At 72.8% G+C, this 15,323-nt stretch carries 17 protein-coding genes; 16 read left to right on the forward strand and 1 reads right to left on the reverse strand.

Annotated elements, in window-relative coordinates:
- Nucleotides 1-125: 125 nt before the first annotated feature.
- On the forward strand, nt 126-1,292 hold the full coding sequence (locus OG417_RS52745; protein ID WP_329247018.1) for a hypothetical protein: 1,167 nt from the start codon (nt 126-128) through the stop codon (nt 1,290-1,292).
- A gap of 97 nt (nt 1,293-1,389) precedes the next feature.
- Here the strand turns inward: OG417_RS52745 and OG417_RS52750 are convergent, their stop codons facing one another.
- On the reverse strand, nt 1,390-1,578 hold the full coding sequence (locus tag OG417_RS52750) for a hypothetical protein (protein ID WP_329247021.1): 189 nt from the start codon (nt 1,576-1,578) through the stop codon (nt 1,390-1,392).
- A gap of 409 nt (nt 1,579-1,987) precedes the next feature.
- Here OG417_RS52750 and OG417_RS52755 point away from each other — a divergent pair, with 409 nt between their 5' ends.
- The 15 genes from OG417_RS52755 to OG417_RS52825 all read left to right on the forward strand — a co-directional run bounded on the left by OG417_RS52755 (nt 1,988) and on the right by OG417_RS52825 (nt 15,319).
- Complete coding sequence (locus OG417_RS52755; RefSeq protein WP_329247025.1) at nt 1,988-3,328, forward strand: hemolysin family protein; 1,341 nt, start codon at nt 1,988-1,990, stop codon at nt 3,326-3,328.
- On the forward strand, nt 3,325-4,101 hold the full coding sequence (locus tag OG417_RS52760) for a CNNM domain-containing protein (RefSeq protein ID WP_329247028.1): 777 nt from the start codon (nt 3,325-3,327) through the stop codon (nt 4,099-4,101). Before OG417_RS52755 ends, OG417_RS52760 begins: the two co-directional genes overlap by 4 nt.
- A 9-nt stretch (nt 4,102-4,110) precedes the next feature.
- Nucleotides 4,111-4,341: a CBS domain-containing protein gene (locus tag OG417_RS52765; protein WP_329247030.1), complete on the forward strand. Its 231-nt coding sequence runs from the start codon at nt 4,111-4,113 to the stop codon at nt 4,339-4,341.
- 14 nt (nt 4,342-4,355) lie between these two features.
- The gene (locus OG417_RS52770) at nt 4,356-5,675 is read left to right on the forward strand and encodes an acyltransferase family protein (RefSeq protein WP_329247033.1); all 1,320 of its coding nucleotides are present in this window, start codon (nt 4,356-4,358) and stop codon (nt 5,673-5,675) included.
- A 9-nt stretch (nt 5,676-5,684) separates the two neighbouring features.
- A complete protein-coding gene (locus tag OG417_RS52775) occupies nt 5,685-6,200 on the forward strand; it encodes a TetR/AcrR family transcriptional regulator (RefSeq protein WP_329247036.1) in 516 nt (171 codons plus the stop codon).
- A gap of 14 nt (nt 6,201-6,214) precedes the next feature.
- Nucleotides 6,215-6,436, forward strand: coding sequence for a hypothetical protein (locus tag OG417_RS52780; RefSeq protein ID WP_329263142.1), 222 nt, complete (start codon nt 6,215-6,217; stop codon nt 6,434-6,436).
- Nucleotides 6,406-7,020, forward strand: coding sequence for an acyltransferase family protein (locus tag OG417_RS52785; protein WP_329247039.1), 615 nt, complete (start codon nt 6,406-6,408; stop codon nt 7,018-7,020). Before OG417_RS52780 ends, OG417_RS52785 begins: the two co-directional genes overlap by 31 nt.
- 56 nt (nt 7,021-7,076) lie before the next feature.
- Entirely contained in the window at nt 7,077-7,910 is an 834-nt protein-coding gene (locus tag OG417_RS52790) for a GntR family transcriptional regulator (protein ID WP_329247042.1), read from the forward strand.
- A gap of 86 nt (nt 7,911-7,996) precedes the next feature.
- Nucleotides 7,997-8,599 carry a glucose-6-phosphate isomerase family protein gene (locus OG417_RS52795; RefSeq protein ID WP_329247044.1) on the forward strand — a complete coding sequence of 201 codons (603 nt, stop codon included), beginning with the start codon at nt 7,997-7,999 and terminating at the stop codon, nt 8,597-8,599.
- Between the two features lie 24 nt (nt 8,600-8,623).
- Nucleotides 8,624-9,664: an ABC transporter substrate-binding protein gene (locus tag OG417_RS52800; protein ID WP_329247047.1), complete on the forward strand. Its 1,041-nt coding sequence runs from the start codon at nt 8,624-8,626 to the stop codon at nt 9,662-9,664.
- Nucleotides 9,661-11,211 (forward strand): sugar ABC transporter ATP-binding protein, encoded by a 1,551-nt coding sequence (locus OG417_RS52805; protein WP_329247050.1) that lies wholly within the window; start codon nt 9,661-9,663, stop codon nt 11,209-11,211. Before OG417_RS52800 ends, OG417_RS52805 begins: the two co-directional genes overlap by 4 nt.
- Entirely contained in the window at nt 11,208-12,242 is a 1,035-nt protein-coding gene (locus OG417_RS52810; RefSeq protein WP_329247053.1) for an ABC transporter permease, read from the forward strand. The genes OG417_RS52805 and OG417_RS52810 overlap by 4 nt, the downstream gene beginning before the upstream one ends.
- Complete coding sequence (gene xylB, locus OG417_RS52815; RefSeq protein ID WP_329247056.1) at nt 12,239-13,735, forward strand: xylulokinase; 1,497 nt, start codon at nt 12,239-12,241, stop codon at nt 13,733-13,735. Before OG417_RS52810 ends, xylB begins: the two co-directional genes overlap by 4 nt.
- Nucleotides 13,728-14,687 carry an NAD(P)-dependent oxidoreductase gene (locus OG417_RS52820; protein ID WP_329247059.1) on the forward strand — a complete coding sequence of 320 codons (960 nt, stop codon included), beginning with the start codon at nt 13,728-13,730 and terminating at the stop codon, nt 14,685-14,687. The genes xylB and OG417_RS52820 overlap by 8 nt, the downstream gene beginning before the upstream one ends.
- Nucleotides 14,687-15,319: a bifunctional 4-hydroxy-2-oxoglutarate aldolase/2-dehydro-3-deoxy-phosphogluconate aldolase gene (locus OG417_RS52825; protein WP_329247062.1), complete on the forward strand. Its 633-nt coding sequence runs from the start codon at nt 14,687-14,689 to the stop codon at nt 15,317-15,319. The genes OG417_RS52820 and OG417_RS52825 overlap by 1 nt, the downstream gene beginning before the upstream one ends.
- The last annotated feature ends 4 nt before the right edge of the window (nt 15,320-15,323 follow it).

Consider the following 15,323-nt stretch of genomic DNA (forward strand, 5'->3'; position numbering starts at 1 on the left):
TGCCGCCCCGGCGGATCGGCCACGGCACGGGACGGCGACGCTCAAGTTCTCCCCAGCGAAGGTTAATGAAACGTTAAATCGAGGTTCCTAAGCTGCTCAGACGGCTCGTGAAGTGAGGAGAGTATGTGAGTTCGGACGACCTTCAGGTGGCACCCGGCACCCGGCTGGTGCACATCGGCCCGCACAAGACCGGCACGACGGCCCTGCAGAGCGCCCTTCACACGGCCCGCGAACGCCTGGCCGACCACGGCGTGCTCTTCCCCGGCACCGGCCGGCATCCGATGGCCGCCGTCCACGCCGTCATCGGACGGCCACCGCTGCTGGGGCACTCCAGGCCGAACCTCGACGCCTGGGACGGGCTGGTCGAGGAGGTGGCCGGCGCCGACCGGGCCGTGGTGAGCAGCGAGTTCTTCGCCGACGGCGACGACGACGCGGTGCCACGGATCGTCGAGGACCTGGGCGGCCCGAACGTGCACGTCGTCGTGACGCTGCGCCCGCTGGCGAAGATCCTGCCGTCACAGTGGCAGCAGTACGTCCAGAACGGCCTGCGGATGCGGTACGACACCTGGCTCGACACCATGTTCAACGAACCGCCGCACACCGGACCCACGCCGACATTCTGGCGGCGTCACCGGCACGACGAACTCATCGGACGGTGGACCTCTGTCGTCGGTCCGGCGAACCTGACCGTCGTGGTGGTCGACCAGTCGCGGCCGGAGATGCTGCTGCGCACCTTCGAGTCGCTGCTGGGGGTGCCCGAGGGGATCCTGGTGGCGGAGCGGAGCCTGACCAACCGCTCGCTCACCTCCGGGGAGGCCGAACTCGTCAGGCTGCTCAACAAGGAGTTCCGGCGCCGCAAGTGGCCGGAGAAGGTGTACCCGCGGTTCATCAGGTACGGCGCGATCGCCCAGATGCGCGCGTCGCACGAGCCGCTCCCTGAAGAGCACCGGATCACCACCCCGGCCTGGGCCCTGGAGCGGGCGGCCGAGATCGGCGCCGAGGCGGCGGAGGCCATCACGCGGCTGGGCGTACGCGTCGTCGGCGACCTCTCCAGCCTGGGCCGGACGCCGCCGGGCGACGCGCGCACCCCGGCCGCCACCGGCACGCCGCTGGTGTCGCCCGACGCCGCGTGTCAGGCCATCATCGGTGCCATCGCCGCCAGCGGAGCGGCCGAAGGAACGCCGGCCGTCGAAGACCTGCAGGTACGGGACGCGGACGCCGCCACGCTCGTCCGCGTCCTGAAGAACCGCGGCCTGCGCCGTGCTCGCAGGTCGTTGCGCCGTGGCCGATGAGCGGCGCAGGCCGGGTCACTTCATCACGTGCCCGGGCGCTTCGGCGCCAGAGCCGGGCGGGTACGGCGATGGCGCTTCCGCGCCAGAGCCGGGCGGATCAACGGCGATGCAGTACGGGCCAGGCGTGATCGACGAAATCACCGACGACGAGCAGGCCGTTGAAGGTCCAGAAGGTCATGGCGGCACGGACGTTACGCTGCCGGCGCATGGCGGATCGCCATGCGAGGCCGGCCCGTGGCTCCGCCCACGACCGGTGGGAGAACTCCTCGACCTGAGTGCGCGGCACGAGCGACTCGCCCCCTTTCGCAGAGTCTCGTGGTGGCCAGGTGGTTCGCGCGGAAACGTTGCTGAGGTGGTCCTCGGGGGCGTCGCTGTCGCAACGCCGATGAATCGCGGTGCTCGGTTGTTTCGCTGGTCGGATACCCGTGTGAGCCGTCGGCGGCCGTCTCTCCCCGTTTCGCGAAGACGATCTCGTTCTTTTGACGGTCACGCCTTGCTGAAGGTTCAGTCTATTTCTGCCACTTCTCCAAGTCGACGGATATTCGAGGCCGCCGCTCTCGCGGCTGAAGTGCGGCGATGAAGCGTCCCGGCGGTACTCTGCAAGAGAACGTGCCGCTCCGCCGTCGAACGGCTCTGAACGGGAGGAGTTCGGTGTCCGCTTCGTCGGACCCCGGTCATAGACCCGGGACCGGGTCATGCTGAGCGCGCTGACGGGGCTCGCCGCCGTGCTGGCGCTGACCGTCGCCACGGGCTACTTCGTCGCGCAGGAGTTCTCCTTCGTCACCGCCGACCGGTCCCGGCTCGACGCGGACGCCCGGCGCGGTGACACGCGGGCGCGGCGCGCCCTGGCCGTGATGGGGCGGCTGTCCTTCATGCTGTCCGGCGCGCAGCTGGGCATCACCATCACCGCACTGGTCGTGGGGTTCATCGCCGAACCCGCGACGGCCGCGGTGATCGAACCGGTCCTCGACGCGCTTGGAGTGCCGGGCACGGCCGTGGGCCCCGTCGCCCTGGCGCTCGGCTTCGTCCTGGCCACCGTCGTGCAGATGGTCCTCGGCGAGCTGCTGCCCAAGAACCTCGCGCTCGCCCGCGCCGAGCCCCTGGCGAAGGCCCTGGCCGCCTCGACGCTGGTCTATCTGGCCGTCGCCGGCCCGGTGATCCGGCTGTTCGACACCGCCGCCACCCGGCTGCTGCGCCTGGTCGGAGTGGAGCCGGTCGAAGAGCTCTCCCACGGGGCGACGCTGACCGAGCTCGGCGACATCATCGGCGAGTCCCACCGGTCCGGCCGGATCCCCGACGACCTGTCGGTGCTGCTCGAACGCGCGCTGACCTTCGGCGAGCGCACCGCCGCGGAGGTCATGGTGCCGCGCCCCGACGTCATCGCCGTCCCCGCCGGCGCCACCGTCGCCCGCCTCAAGGAGCGGATCGCCGAGACCGGCTACACGAACTACCCCGTCTACGACCAGGACATCGACGACGTGATCGGCATCGCCGGGGTACGGGAGATCGCGCCGCCCGGCACCGCCGACGACCGGCTCGTCGCCGACCTCGTACGCCCGGCGCTCCTGCTGCCCGCCACCGTTCCCCTGCACCTGGTCCTCGGCCGGATGCGCGACGCGCGCGAGGAGTTCGCCGCGGTCGTCGACGAGTACGGCGGGCTCGCCGGCATCCTCACGTTCGAGGACATCGCCGAGCAGCTCGTCGGCCAGATCGCCGACGAGAACGACGCCCTGGCGCCCACCCCGGCGCCGGCGGCGGGGGGCGTCTGGAGGCTGCCGGCCACGCTGCGGATCGCCCAGGTACGCGACGTCACCGGCCTGGCGCTCCCCGACGACCCGGCCTACGACAGTCTCAGCGGCCTGTTCATGGCCCATCTGGGCCGGCTGCCCCGGATCGGCGACCGCGTCGAGGTCGCGGTGGAGCCCCGGCACGGTCCGCCGGCGCGCGCCGAGCTGGAGGTGCTCAGCGTACGCAGGCGCGTGCCCCGCACCATCGCGATGCGCCTGCTGTCCACGGCACGCGAGGAGAGCCGATGAACCTGCCGGCCTCCCTGTCGATCACGATCCTGCTGCTGGCGGGCAACGCCTTCTTCGTCGGCGCCGAGTTCGCACTCGTCGCCGCGCGGCGCGTACGGCTGGAGCGCGACGCCGCCCGCGGCAGCCGTACGGCCAGGGCCGCGGTCGCCGGAATCGACGAGCTGTCCCTCATGCTCGCCGGAGCCCAGCTCGGCATCACCATGTGCTCGCTGGGCCTCGGCGCCGTCACCGAACCGGCGTTCGAGCATCTCCTCAACCCTCCGCTGGAGGCCGTCGGCGCCCCCGGGGCGGTGCGTCACCCGATCGCGTTCGTCGTCGCGCTGGCCGTCGTCACCTTCCTGCACATGGTCGTCGGCGAGATGGTGCCCAAGTCGTGGGCCATCACCGACCCCGAGCGTTCCGCCCGTACGCTCGCCGTGCCCTTCCGCGCCTTCACCCGGATCGCGCGGCCGCTGATCACCGTGCTCAACGGCGCCACGACCGCGCTGGTACGGCTGGTCCGGGTCCGTCCACCGGACGAGGCCGAGGCCCACGCCGACCCGCAGCGCCTGTCCCATCTGATCACCGAGTCACGCCGCCTCGGGCTGATCGGCCGGGCCGAGCACGCCCTGCTCGGCCGGGCCATCGCCACGCACGAGGCCACCATCGGCCACCTGATCGTCCCGGCCGACGACGTCGCCGCCGTGCCCGCCGACGCCGACGCCGAGCGCATCCGCCGTACCTCGGCCGACCGCGGGCACACCCGGATCCTCGTCCGCGCCGACGGCCGGTAGGTCGTCGGCATGCTCCACGTACGCGAGGCCGTCACCGGTCCTACCGCGAACGGGCGCGCCGCCGACATGATGTACTCCGTTCCGACCCTCCCTCCCGACTGCGGGGTGCTCGACGCTCTCACCACCATGCGGAACTCCCGCGCCCAGCTCGCCGTCGTCGCCACCCCCGACAACCCCTTCATCGGCCTGGTCAGTCTCGATGACCTGCTCAGCGAACTGCTGACCGCCAACCCCCACTGACCGGATCGCCGCTGATGAACCCAGCTCCTCTCCCCTCGCGCCGTGCCGGGCCCGCCGCCGCGGGCGCGCCCAAGCGCCTGGCCTGGCTGGACCTGCTCCGCGGGATCGCGGCGATGGTCGTCGCCCTCCACCACGCCACCTACTACTTCACGCCCGACTGGCGGGCCGGCCTGCGGCTGTGGTTCGACCCCGGCCTGTACGGCGTGCTGGTGTTCTTCCTCGTCAGCGGCTACATCATCCCCGCATCCCTCGAACGGCACGGTCAGGTGCGGGGCTTTTGGATCAGCCGGCTGCTGCGCATCTACCCGCTGCTGACGGTCGCGTGCGCGATCACCGTGCTGCCGTTCGTGCTCGGCGTACGCGGGCTGCGGGCGGGGCTGGAGCAATATCGGCCCGCGACCGCCGTCCTGGCGCATCTGACGATGTTGCAGGACGTGCTCGCCGTGCCGAACGTCATCAACGTCCTGTGGACGCTGTCGTATGAGATGGCCTTCTACCTGCTGGTCGTCGCGCTGTTCGTGGTCGGCGTCCACCGGCGCTCGGCGCCCGTCGCGCTCGTCCTGGTGGCGGGCGCCGTGGTGGCCGGCGGGCTACTGCCGATGGCGGCCCTGTCGACCAGGGTGGGCGTCGGGCCGATCGTCGCGATCGCCGCGCTGACCATGGCATCCGCCATCCTCGCGGCCGTCTCGTCCCGTCCGGCGCTGCGCATCGCGGGCGGGCTGCTCGGCGGCGCGCTGGCCCTCATCCTGGTCGGCGTGAACAGCCGGGTCGGCGCGTGGCAGGGCCTGGCCATCCTCGCGGTGATGTTCACCGGCACCGTCCTCTACCGCGCCGAGCACGGCCAGATCCGCCGGCGCACGGCCGCGGCGACGACCGCTCTCGTGCTGGCCGGCGCCGTCGCCGCGGCCGTCTGGCACGCCGACGTCAGCATGTCGAAGGCGCAGGCGGACGCCTTCGGCACCTACTGGACCGGCTCGATCGCGCTGGCGGCCGTCACGTTCGCGGCGGCGTGGGCGCTGCGTCACCATCGCATCCCCGGCCGGCTCGCCGGGCTGGGGAAGATCAGCTTCTCCCTGTACCTCCTCCATCCCGTGCTGCTGATGATCTCCGACCAGCTCGGCGGCACACCCGAGCACGACGACGTGCTCCGTCTTGCCGTCTTCGTCCTCGTGCTCATCGGGGTCAGCTCGCTCACCTACCGCTACGTCGAAGCGCCCTGCCAACGCCTCGGACGCCGTCTCACCCGACGCTCGCGCGACGCCCGCCCGGGGTCCTCCGCCGCCCCCGCGCCGCCGCCGGAGGAGTCGCGCCCGGCCCCGGAGCCGAGCCGTTAGCCTGCGGACATGCGGGCACCGGCGAAGGCTGATCTGACGGGACGGGCGCGGCTGCGCCAGGCGGCGCTGGAGCTGTTCGCCGAGCACGGGTTCGAGGCGACCTCGACCCGTGCGGTGGCGGCCGCCGCCGGTCTGTCGCCGGCACTGGTGACGCGGCACTTCGGCTCCAAAGAGGGGCTGCGGGCCGCGGTGGACGAGTACGTGCTCGACCAGATGACCGGGGCGCTGCGCGGACTCGGTGCCGAAGGCGCGGAGAAGCGCGACCTGATGACCTCGCTGGGTGAGGTGACCGCCCGGCTGTTCGGCTCGGACCCGGTGCTGCGCGGCTACCTGCGCCACGCCCTGCTGGAGGACGGCGGGAGGGGCGCCGCCCTGTTCGGACACCTCCTGCGCGGCGCCCGCAGGGAGCTGCGCCGGCTGTCGGAGGTGCACGGCGTGAACGCATGTAAACCTCGACCCAAGCGCCGCCGAGGCCGGCGGTACGCCCCCGCCTCGCCTGGCTGGACAACCTCCGCGTCGCGCTGACCGTTCTCGTCGTCATCCACCACGCCGCCCAGGCGTACGGTCCCGCCGACTGGTGGTACGTCCGGGGCCAGGCGCGCAGCGGGGCGCTCGCGACGCTGTCCGCGCTGGACGGGGCGTTCTTCATGAGCCTGTTCTTCTTCGTGTCCGCGGTGTTCGTTCCGGGCTCCTACGACCGCCGTGGCGGGTGGGCCTTCTTCCGCGTACGGTGCGACCCGTTCCCGGCCATCGGGCGCTGATCCTTCTCACCCTGGCGGTGGCCGCGGCCACGTACGCCATCCGGCTGCGCTACCCGCTGGACACCTGGGTGCCCGTGCTCGACTTCCTGCAGGTCGAGCCGGCCCGGGTGCCGCAGTACGCGACCTTCTTCACCCTCGGCGTGCTAGCCGGCCGTCACGGATGGCTCGAACACTTCCCCGCCCGTACGGGATGGATCTGGCTGGCCGGCGGCCTGGGCGGGTCCGGCCTGCTGTTCGCGGTCGGATCGGACGCCCCGTGCTTCGGGCCGGGCGGTGCGACCTGGCCGTCCGCGCTGTGGGCGCTGGTGGACAGCGCGCTGTGCGTTGCCCTGTGCGCCGGGCTGCTCACGCTGTTCCGTGAGACGCTGGGCGGCAGCGGCCCGCTCCGCCGGGAACTCGCCGCCGGCTCGTACACCGTCTACATCGTCCACCTCCCCCTCGTGGTCGTCCTGCAGTACACGCCGGCCGGCCGGGGCCTGCCCGCGCTCGCCGCCTGGGGCCTGGTGTCGGTGGTCGCGGTGGTGACCGTGTTCCCGCCGGCCGCGGGGCTGCGCCGCCTCCCGGGCGCCCGACGGGTGCTGTGAACGCGCAGCGGACGGGCTTTGTCATCCTGACATGACAGCGTGCGATACTGGCCTGCATGGCAGAGGGGCGCATCGACCGGCGATCGCCGTTGCCGTACTACGCGCAGCTGAAGCAGCTGCTCACCCAGCGGCTGGACACCGAGATCGAGGCCGGCGCACGGCTGCCGGGCGAGATGGCACTGTGCGACGAGTACGGCGTGTCCCGCACGGTCGTCCGGCAGGCGCTGGACGAGCTCGAGGAGGACGGGCGGATCGTCCGCCGCAAGGGCCAGGGCACCTTCGCCGCCGCGCGCAAGACCGATGAGACGCTCTTTCAGTCCCTGACCGGGCTCTATGAGGACGTCACGGCGCGCGGCGACGAGCTGCGCAGCCGGGTGCTCGCCCTCGACGCGGTGCCCGCGCCGGCCGACGTCGCCGCCGCGCTCGAGCTGGCAGAGGCCGACCAGGTCATCTACCTGGAGCGCCTGCGTTACGTCGGGGGCGAGCCGTGGGTGCTCGCCCGCACGTACCTGCCGATCGACGTCGCTCCCGGCATCCTGAGCGAGGACTTCTCCCGCCAGTCCCTGTACGGCCTGCTGGAGGACAAGTACGGCGTCGAGCTCGACCACGGGCGCCGCCTCGTGGAGGCGATCCCGGCGACCGCGCCCCTGGCGGAGGCCCTCGGCGTCCGGCCCCGCGACCCGGTGCTGCTCCTGCGCAGCACCGCCTGGGACGTCACGGGCCGTCCCGTCGAGTACTTCGTCGCCTACCACCGGGGGGACCGCAGCCGGTTCCAGGTGAGCCTCCGGCGGCGGCGCGAGCGGCAGAGCACCGTGCCGAACATGATCGTGCACGACGACCCGCCGGTGCCGTCCGGCAAGGGCGCCCACACGCCGAAGCACGCTTCCTGACCTCTCGACCTCACGGACATCACCGTCGATGAGACATCGCCCCAGCTATTGACATCCTGTAATTACAGGACGACAGTATCCCTACCTTGGTCGAGGAGGGATACACCGTGCCACCGTTCGCGACTCCACCGGTCCCGCCGATGCGGGTCGGCTTCGACGACCGCTCCGGGGGGATGAGTCCCTCCGGCCCGGTGCTCGTCCGCAGGATGTCCGACCTCCGCGGCCTGTACGCCGACCAGGCCGCCTGGAGCGCCGCGCTGGAGTCCGACGACGTCGTCTACGAGGTCGCCTCGTCCCCGGTGCCGGAGCTGGAAGGCGAGCTGCCGCAGTCGATCACCACGATCCTCCCCGGCCGGGTCGGCGGTGAGTTCCACATGACCAAGGGGCACATGCACACGCGGCCGCGTGGCGAGATCTACCTGGGCCTGTCCGGTCTGGGCGGCCTGCTCCTGTTCGACGGTGAACGACCCCAGTGGATCGAGATGCGGCCCGGCTCGATCGGTTATATCCCTCCGCACTGGGCGCACCGCAGCGTCAACGTCGGCGACGAGCCGTACCGGTTCCTCGCCGTCTACCCCGGCGACTCCGGCCACGACTACGGCTGGGTGGCCGAGCACGGGATGGGCCACCGCGTCTTCCACGGCTCCGGCGGTCCCGAACTGCGCCCCTTCACCTTCCCTGCCGGCTGATCAGCAACGACCCGAGGAACACTCATGGCGCGCATCCGTTACGTCTCATCCGGAGTCGCGACCGCGATCGCTCTCATCGCGATCGGGGCCGGACTCACCATCGGCAAGGTCGCGTTCGCGGGGGACTCCGGTGACACGGGCCCGGGCACGAGCCCGGTCGCCGGACGCAAGATCGACGTCATCACCAAGGCGACCGACTCGGAGTTCTGGCAGTCGATGCTGGCCGGGTCGAAGAAGGCGGGCGCCGACTACGGCATCCGGCTCGGGCTGTTCGGCCCGACGTCGGAGACCGACATCGACGGCCAGGTCAAGCTGGTGGAGAACTCCATCTCGCGCGGCGTCGACGCCATCGTCCTCGCCTCCAACTCCTCCAGCGCCCTCAACGGCGTCGTCGACCGGGCCCGCAAGCGCGGCATCAAGGTCGTCACGGTCGACAACGCGATCAGCACCGACTCCGAGGGCTTCATCGGCACCGACAACATCAAGGCCGGTGAGCAGGCGGGCCAGCGCATGTGCGAGCTGCTGAAGGACAAGGGCCACCCGGACGGCAAGGTCCTGCACGAGAGTTCGGTCTCCGGCCAGCAGGTGCTGGTGGACCGCTTCACCGGCTTCAAGAAGGGGCTGGCCGAGGGCTGCCCGAAGGCCCAGATCAGCCAGACGCTGGTCAACGACAACGACCCCAACAAGGCGCTGGGCCAGGTCGGTGACGTGCTCACCTCCAAGCCCGACGTCGTCGGGATCTTCGCCGACAACAACGTCTCCGGCACCGGCGCGGCCCGCGCGGTCAAGGAGAAGAACGCGGCCGACCGGGTGGTGACCATCGCGTTCGACTCCGACCCGGCCGAGGTGGACGGCGTCCGCGCCGGCACGCTCAGCGCGATCGTGGTGCAGAACCCGTTCTTCTTCGGCTACCAGGGCGTGGTCGAGGCGGCCATGGCGGTGCGTGGCAGCACGCCCCCGCTGAACCTCGACCCCGGCGCCGTACTGGTCGACAAGTCCCTCGTGGACAAGGCCCAGTTCGCGCAGCTGCTGAACCCGCCGAAGACCTCCGGGGCGCACGGGTGAGCGGCGGGACGACCGATCCGGTGCTGAGCCTGCGCGGGATCGGCAAGAGCTTCGGGCCGGTCCGCGCGCTGGACGGGATCGACCTGGACGTCCTGCCGGGCACCGTGCACTGCGTCGCCGGGGAGAACGGGGCGGGCAAGTCCACCCTGATGAAGATCCTCACCGGGGCGGTCCACCGGGACGCCGGCGAGTACAGGCTCCAGGGCGAGCCGATGCGACGGATGCTGACCCCGGTGGAGGCGCGGAACTCCGGGATCGGCGTGGTGTACCAGGAGCTCAGCCTGCTCACCGACCTGTCCGTCGCCGACAACCTGTGCATGGGCGCGTTCCCCTCGCGCGCCGGCCTGGTCGACCGGCGGCGGCAGCGGTCCCTGGTCCACGCGATGCTCGACCGCGTCGGACTGGCCGGCCTGGATCCGCGCCGGACGGTCGCGGACCTGCCGACGGCGACGCGGCAGCTCGTGGAGATCGCCCGGGTGCTGTCCAACGACGCGAAGGTCGTGATCTTCGACGAGCCGACGACGGCGCTGTCGCCCGAGGAGGCCGACGCCCTGCTGGCGCGCGTGGCCACGCTGCGGGAGGAGGGCGTCGCGGTGCTGTACATCACGCACCGCATCGAGGAGATGTTCCAGGTCGGCGACACCGTGACGGTGCTGCGCGACGGCACCCACGTGCACACCGGCCCGCTCGCGGACCAGGACGAGGACTCGCTGATCGCCATGATGGTCGGCCGGGCCATCACCAGCCTGTACCCCGGCCGGCGACCCGAACCCTCCGGCGCGGACGCCCGGCTGGAGGTGCGCGGACTGCGCCCGGAGGGGTTCCCCGCCCCGGTCGACCTGTCCGTACGCGCCGGCGAGGTCGTCGGTGTCGCCGGGCTGCTCGGGTCCGGGCGCAGCGAGCTGCTGCGCGCGATCTTCGGCGCGGACCCGGTCGGCGGAGGCCGGGTCCTGGTGGACGGACGCCCGGTGCCGAGGGGATCCACGCGTGCGGCGGCCCGCCGGGGCATCGGGCTGCTCACCGAGGACCGCAAGGAGTCGGGCCTGCTGCCCGAGCTCAGCATCGAGGAGAACATCGCGATCGCGAGCTGGCGCCGGGCCGGCGTCCGCGGTCTCGTCCACCGCCGGCGCGTCCGCGACCACGTCGAGGCCGCCGCCGACGGCCTGCGGCTGCGGTTCGGCGAGTGGACCGATCCGGTCTCCTCACTGTCCGGGGGCAACCAGCAGAAGGTCCTGATCGCGCGCTGGCGCGCGCTGGACGCCAAGGTGCTCCTCCTGGACGAGCCCACCAAGGGCGTCGACGTCGGCGCCAAGGCCGACATCTACCGGATCATCGCCGACCTGGCCGCCTCCGGGCTGGCGATCGTCGTGGTCTCGTCGTACCTGCCCGAGCTGCTCGGCCTGTGCGACCGCGTGGTCGTGGTCAGCGAGCGGCGGCTCGTCGGCGAGCTGAGCGCCGAAGAGGCGTCCGAGGAGCGGGTCCTGGCACTGGCCAGCCCGCGCGGCACCGACGACAGGCCCGACCCCAACACTCAGGAGTCCTCATGACAGACGTCACCGGTGCGCCGCCGGCCGGGTCCCGTCGCAAGGCCCGCCCCGAACCGGACGAGAGTGAGATCCTGCGGCTCGGGCAGGTGTTCAACCGCGGGCTCGGCGGGATCCCGGTGCTGCTCATCCTCGCGTTCGCGCTCAGCCTGTCCACCGACGTCTTCCTCACCGGCACCAACCTGGACAACCTCGGCCGCCAGGTCTCCATCTACGCCATCCTCGGCATCGGTGAGCTGCTGGTCATCCTCACCGCCGGCATCGACCTGTCGGTCGGGTCGGTCGTCGGCCTCTCCGGCATCGTCGCCGCCAAGGCGGTCTTCGACACCACCGGCGGGGGATCCGTCGTGTGGGCCGTCGTGCTCGCGCTCGCGGTCGGCGCCCTCGCCGGACTGATCAACGGGGTGCTCGTCGCCGTCGTCCGGCTTCCCCCGTTCATCGTGACGCTGGGCATGATGGGGATCGCCCGGGGCGCCACGCTGCTGCTGACGGGCGGCCGGACCGTGCAGCCGCTGCCCGACGGGTTCTCCTCGATCGCGGAGGATTCTCTGTTCGGCGTGGCCGACCTGACCTGGCTGATGCTCATCGTCACCGTCGTCGTGGCCTTCTTCCTGCGCCGTACGGTCTGGGGCCGTTACCTGTACGCCGTCGGGTCGAGCGCGGAGTCCGCGCGGTTGACCGGGGTGCCGGTCCGTGCCGTGCAGATCACCGCGTACACCCTGTCCGGGCTGCTCGCCGCGCTCGCCGGCGTGCTGCTGGCCTCCCGGCTCGGCAACGGCGTGCCCACGGCCGGCACCGGGTACGAACTGCAGGCGATCGCGGCCTGCGTGATCGGCGGCGCGAGCCTGTTCGGGGCGCGCGGTACGGCGCTCGGCGCGCTCGTCGGCGCGCTGGTCGTCGGGCTGCTCGACAACGGCGGCACGCTGCTCGGCATCGATCCGTTCTGGCTGCAGATCCTCACCGGCGTGCTGATCCTCGCCGCGGTCGCCGCCGAGCACCTGCGGAACCTGCGCGGCGCCGGAGGCAACGGATGATCGTCGCGCACGACCTGGGCACGACCGGGGACAAGGCCTCTCTTCACCACGACGACGGGCGCCTGGCCGCCGCGGTGACGGTGCGGTACGACACGCGCTTCGCCGACGGCGGCGTCGCCGAGCAGGATCCGCACGACTGGTGGGACGCCGTGTGCGCGGCGACCCGGCGGCTGCTCGCGGACACCGGCACCTCCCCGTCGGCGGTGCGCGCCGTCTCCTTCAGTGGGCAGATGATGGGCGCCGTCCTGCTGGACGCCGCCCACCGCCCGGTGCGCCCCGCGCTGATCTGGGCCGACCACCGCAGCACCGCGCAGGCCGAGCGGCTGGAGCAGGCGCTCGGTGCCGAGGAGGCCTACCGGCTGCTCGGGCACCGGATCCATCCCACGTACTCCCTGGCGAAGGTCCTGTGGGTGCGCGACCACGAGCCGGAGGTGTTCGCACGGGTCGCGCACGTCTGCCTCGCCAAGGACTACGTGGTCCACCGGCTGACCGGCCGCCTCGTCACCGACCCGTCCGACGCGTCCAGCACGAACGCCTACGACCAGGCGGCGGGCGCGTGGTCGGAGCGGGTGCTGTCGGCGGCCGGGCTCGATCCCGGCCTGTTCCCGCCGATCGTGCCCGCCACCACCGTCGCCGGCGAGCTGGGCGCGCGGGCCGCCGGCGACGTCGGGCTGGCGCCCGGCACCCCCGTCGTGCTGGGCGGCGGGGACGGCCCGCTCGCGGCGCTCGGCGCCGGGGTGATCGGGCCGGAGGACGGCGCGTACACCTATCTGGGCTCCTCGTCGTGGGTGTCGCTGTCGGCGGACCGGCCGCTGCACGATCCGCGGCTGCGCACGATGACGTTCGACCACGTGGTGCCCGGGCGGTACGTCCCGACCGCGACGATGCAGACCGGCGGCGCCTCCTTCGAGTGGGCGGCCGAGGTGCTGCGGCCCGGCGGGGACCCGGCGCGGTTCGAGGAGCTGACCGCCGCGGCGGCGGACGCCGACACCCGCGGCCTGTACTTCCTGCCGCACCTGCTCGGCGAGCGGTCGCCGTACTGGAACGCGTCGGCCCGCGGGGTGTTCCTCGGCCTGGCGCGTCACCACGGGCCCGGCCACCTGGTCCGCGCGGTCCTCGAAGGCGTGGCGTTCAACCTGTTCACCTGCGTCCAGGCCTTCCGCGAGGCGGAACATCCGGTCGACCGGGTCGACGCGATCGGCGGCGGCGCGTCCAGCGACCTGTGGCTCCAGGTGCTCGCCGACGTGTGGGGCACGACCGTACGCCGGCGGCGCATCGGCGAGGAGGCCAACAGCCTGGGCGCGGCGGTCACGGCGGCGGTCGGCGCCGGGCTCGTGCCGGGGTTCGAGGTCGCCCGCGACCTGTCGGACGTGTCGGCCGAGTTCGTCCCCGACGACGCTCGCCACCGTGACTACCGCGGGCGCCACGCGGCGTTCCTGGACGCGTACGAGCGGCTGGAGCCGTGGTTCGACCGGGAGAACGCCCATGGCTGAGCCGTCCGGAACGGTCCTGGTCACCTCCCGGTCCTTCGGCAGCGGCACCCGGCCGTACGAGGAGGAGCTCACCCGCGCCGGGCTCCGCGTCGTCCGCGGCTCCCCCGTCCACGACCTCGCCGAGCTGAAGTCCGCGCTGGCCGAGGCGACCGCGTGGATCGCGGGCGTCGCGCCGATCACCGACGCCCACCTCGCCGCCGCGCCCCGCCTGCGGATCATCGCCCGGTACGGCGTGGGCGTGGACGCCGTCGACCTCGCCGCCGCGGCGCGGCGCGGCGTCACGGTGACCAACACGCCCGGCGCGAACAGCGAGGCCGTCGCCGACCTGGCCGTCGTGCTGCTGCTCGCCGCCCTGCGCGGGGTCGTTCCCGGCGACCGCCGCGTACGGGCCGGGGACTGGCGGCCGTCGCGGGGCCACGAACTCGGCGCGCTCACCGTCGGCGTCGTCGGGCTCGGCCGGGTCGGCCAGGGCGTCGCGCGGCGCCTGGGCGGCTTCGGCGCGCGGGTCCTGGCCTGCGATCCGTACGTGGCCGCGCCCGAGGGCATCGAACTCGCCGACCTGGCGACGCTCGCCCGTGAGTGCCACGCCGTGTCGCTCCACGCGCCGGGCGGCTCGACGCTCATCGACGCGGACTGGCTGGCGCGGATCCGGCCGGGCGCCGTGCTGGTCAACACCGCGCGGGCCGACCTCGTGGACGAGGACGCCGTGGCCCGGGCCCTGCGCGCCGGCCGGCTCGCGGCGTACGCCACCGACACCCTCGCCGGCGAGGGCCACGTGGGCGGCGCGCTGCTCGACGAGGACCTCGCCGACCGCGTCGTCGTCACCCCGCACATCGGCGCCCACACCGTCGAGGCGGTGGACCGCATGGGTCTGGGCGCCACCACCGCCGTCCTGGACGCGCTGTCCGGACGCACACCCGCGAACGTCGTGACCGAACAGGGGGATCTGTAATGGTTGATATCGAGGACCTGCGCGCGGCCGGTGTGGTCGCCGTACTGCGGGCGCCGACGCCGGAGAGCGCACTGACCTGCGTGTCCGCGCTGATCGAAGGCGGCGTCACCGGCATCGAGATCACCTACTCGACGCCCGATGCCGCCGCGGTGATCGAGCGTGTCCGCCGGGACCATCCCGGCGCGTACGTCGGAGCGGGCACCGTGACAACGCCCGAGCAGGCCAGGGCCGCTGCCGACGCGGGCGCCCGGTTCCTGGTCAGCCCCGGCACGCGCGACGACCTCGCCCGCGCGATGTTCGACACCGGCCTCACCACGCTGCTCGGCGCGCTGACGCCCGGCGAACTGATGCACGCGGTCGCCCTCGGCGCCCACGCCGTGAAGATCTTCCCCGCGTCGCTGGGCGGCCCGGCGTACCTGAAGGCGCTGCGCGGCCCCTTCCCCGACGTGCCGCTGATGCCGACCGGTGGCGTCGGCGCGGACAACCTGGCCGACTGGCTGGCCGCCGGGGCGTTCGCGGTCGGCGCCGGCGGCGAGCTGTGCCCGTCGAGCGCGATCGCCGCGGGCGACCGCGCCGAGATCACCACCCGGGCGCGCGCGTTCACCGCGGCGCTCGCCGCCGCGCGCCGATGACGGC

Origin of the sequence: Actinoallomurus sp. NBC_01490 (genome assembly GCF_036227085.1) — a bacterium.
GTDB lineage: Bacteria > Actinomycetota > Actinomycetes > Streptosporangiales > Streptosporangiaceae > Actinoallomurus > Actinoallomurus oryzae.

What these genes read in the sequence shown, in the direction of transcription:
- OG417_RS52755 (WP_329247025.1), top strand. Translation starts at nt 1,988, where the DNA reads ATGCTGAGCGCGCTGACGGGGCTCGCCGCCGTGCTGGCGCTGACCGTC.
- OG417_RS52810 (WP_329247053.1), top strand. Translation starts at nt 11,208, where the DNA reads ATGACAGACGTCACCGGTGCGCCGCCGGCCGGGTCCCGTCGCAAGGCC.
- xylB (WP_329247056.1), top strand. Translation starts at nt 12,239, where the DNA reads ATGATCGTCGCGCACGACCTGGGCACGACCGGGGACAAGGCCTCTCTT.
- OG417_RS52775 (WP_329247036.1), top strand. Translation starts at nt 5,685, where the DNA reads ATGCGGGCACCGGCGAAGGCTGATCTGACGGGACGGGCGCGGCTGCGC.
- OG417_RS52765 (WP_329247030.1), top strand. Translation starts at nt 4,111, where the DNA reads ATGCTCCACGTACGCGAGGCCGTCACCGGTCCTACCGCGAACGGGCGC.
- OG417_RS52825 (WP_329247062.1), top strand. Translation starts at nt 14,687, where the DNA reads ATGGTTGATATCGAGGACCTGCGCGCGGCCGGTGTGGTCGCCGTACTG.
- OG417_RS52790 (WP_329247042.1), top strand. Translation starts at nt 7,077, where the DNA reads ATGGCAGAGGGGCGCATCGACCGGCGATCGCCGTTGCCGTACTACGCG.
- OG417_RS52800 (WP_329247047.1), top strand. Translation starts at nt 8,624, where the DNA reads ATGGCGCGCATCCGTTACGTCTCATCCGGAGTCGCGACCGCGATCGCT.
- OG417_RS52760 (WP_329247028.1), top strand. Translation starts at nt 3,325, where the DNA reads ATGAACCTGCCGGCCTCCCTGTCGATCACGATCCTGCTGCTGGCGGGC.
- OG417_RS52820 (WP_329247059.1), top strand. Translation starts at nt 13,728, where the DNA reads ATGGCTGAGCCGTCCGGAACGGTCCTGGTCACCTCCCGGTCCTTCGGC.
- OG417_RS52770 (WP_329247033.1), top strand. Translation starts at nt 4,356, where the DNA reads ATGAACCCAGCTCCTCTCCCCTCGCGCCGTGCCGGGCCCGCCGCCGCG.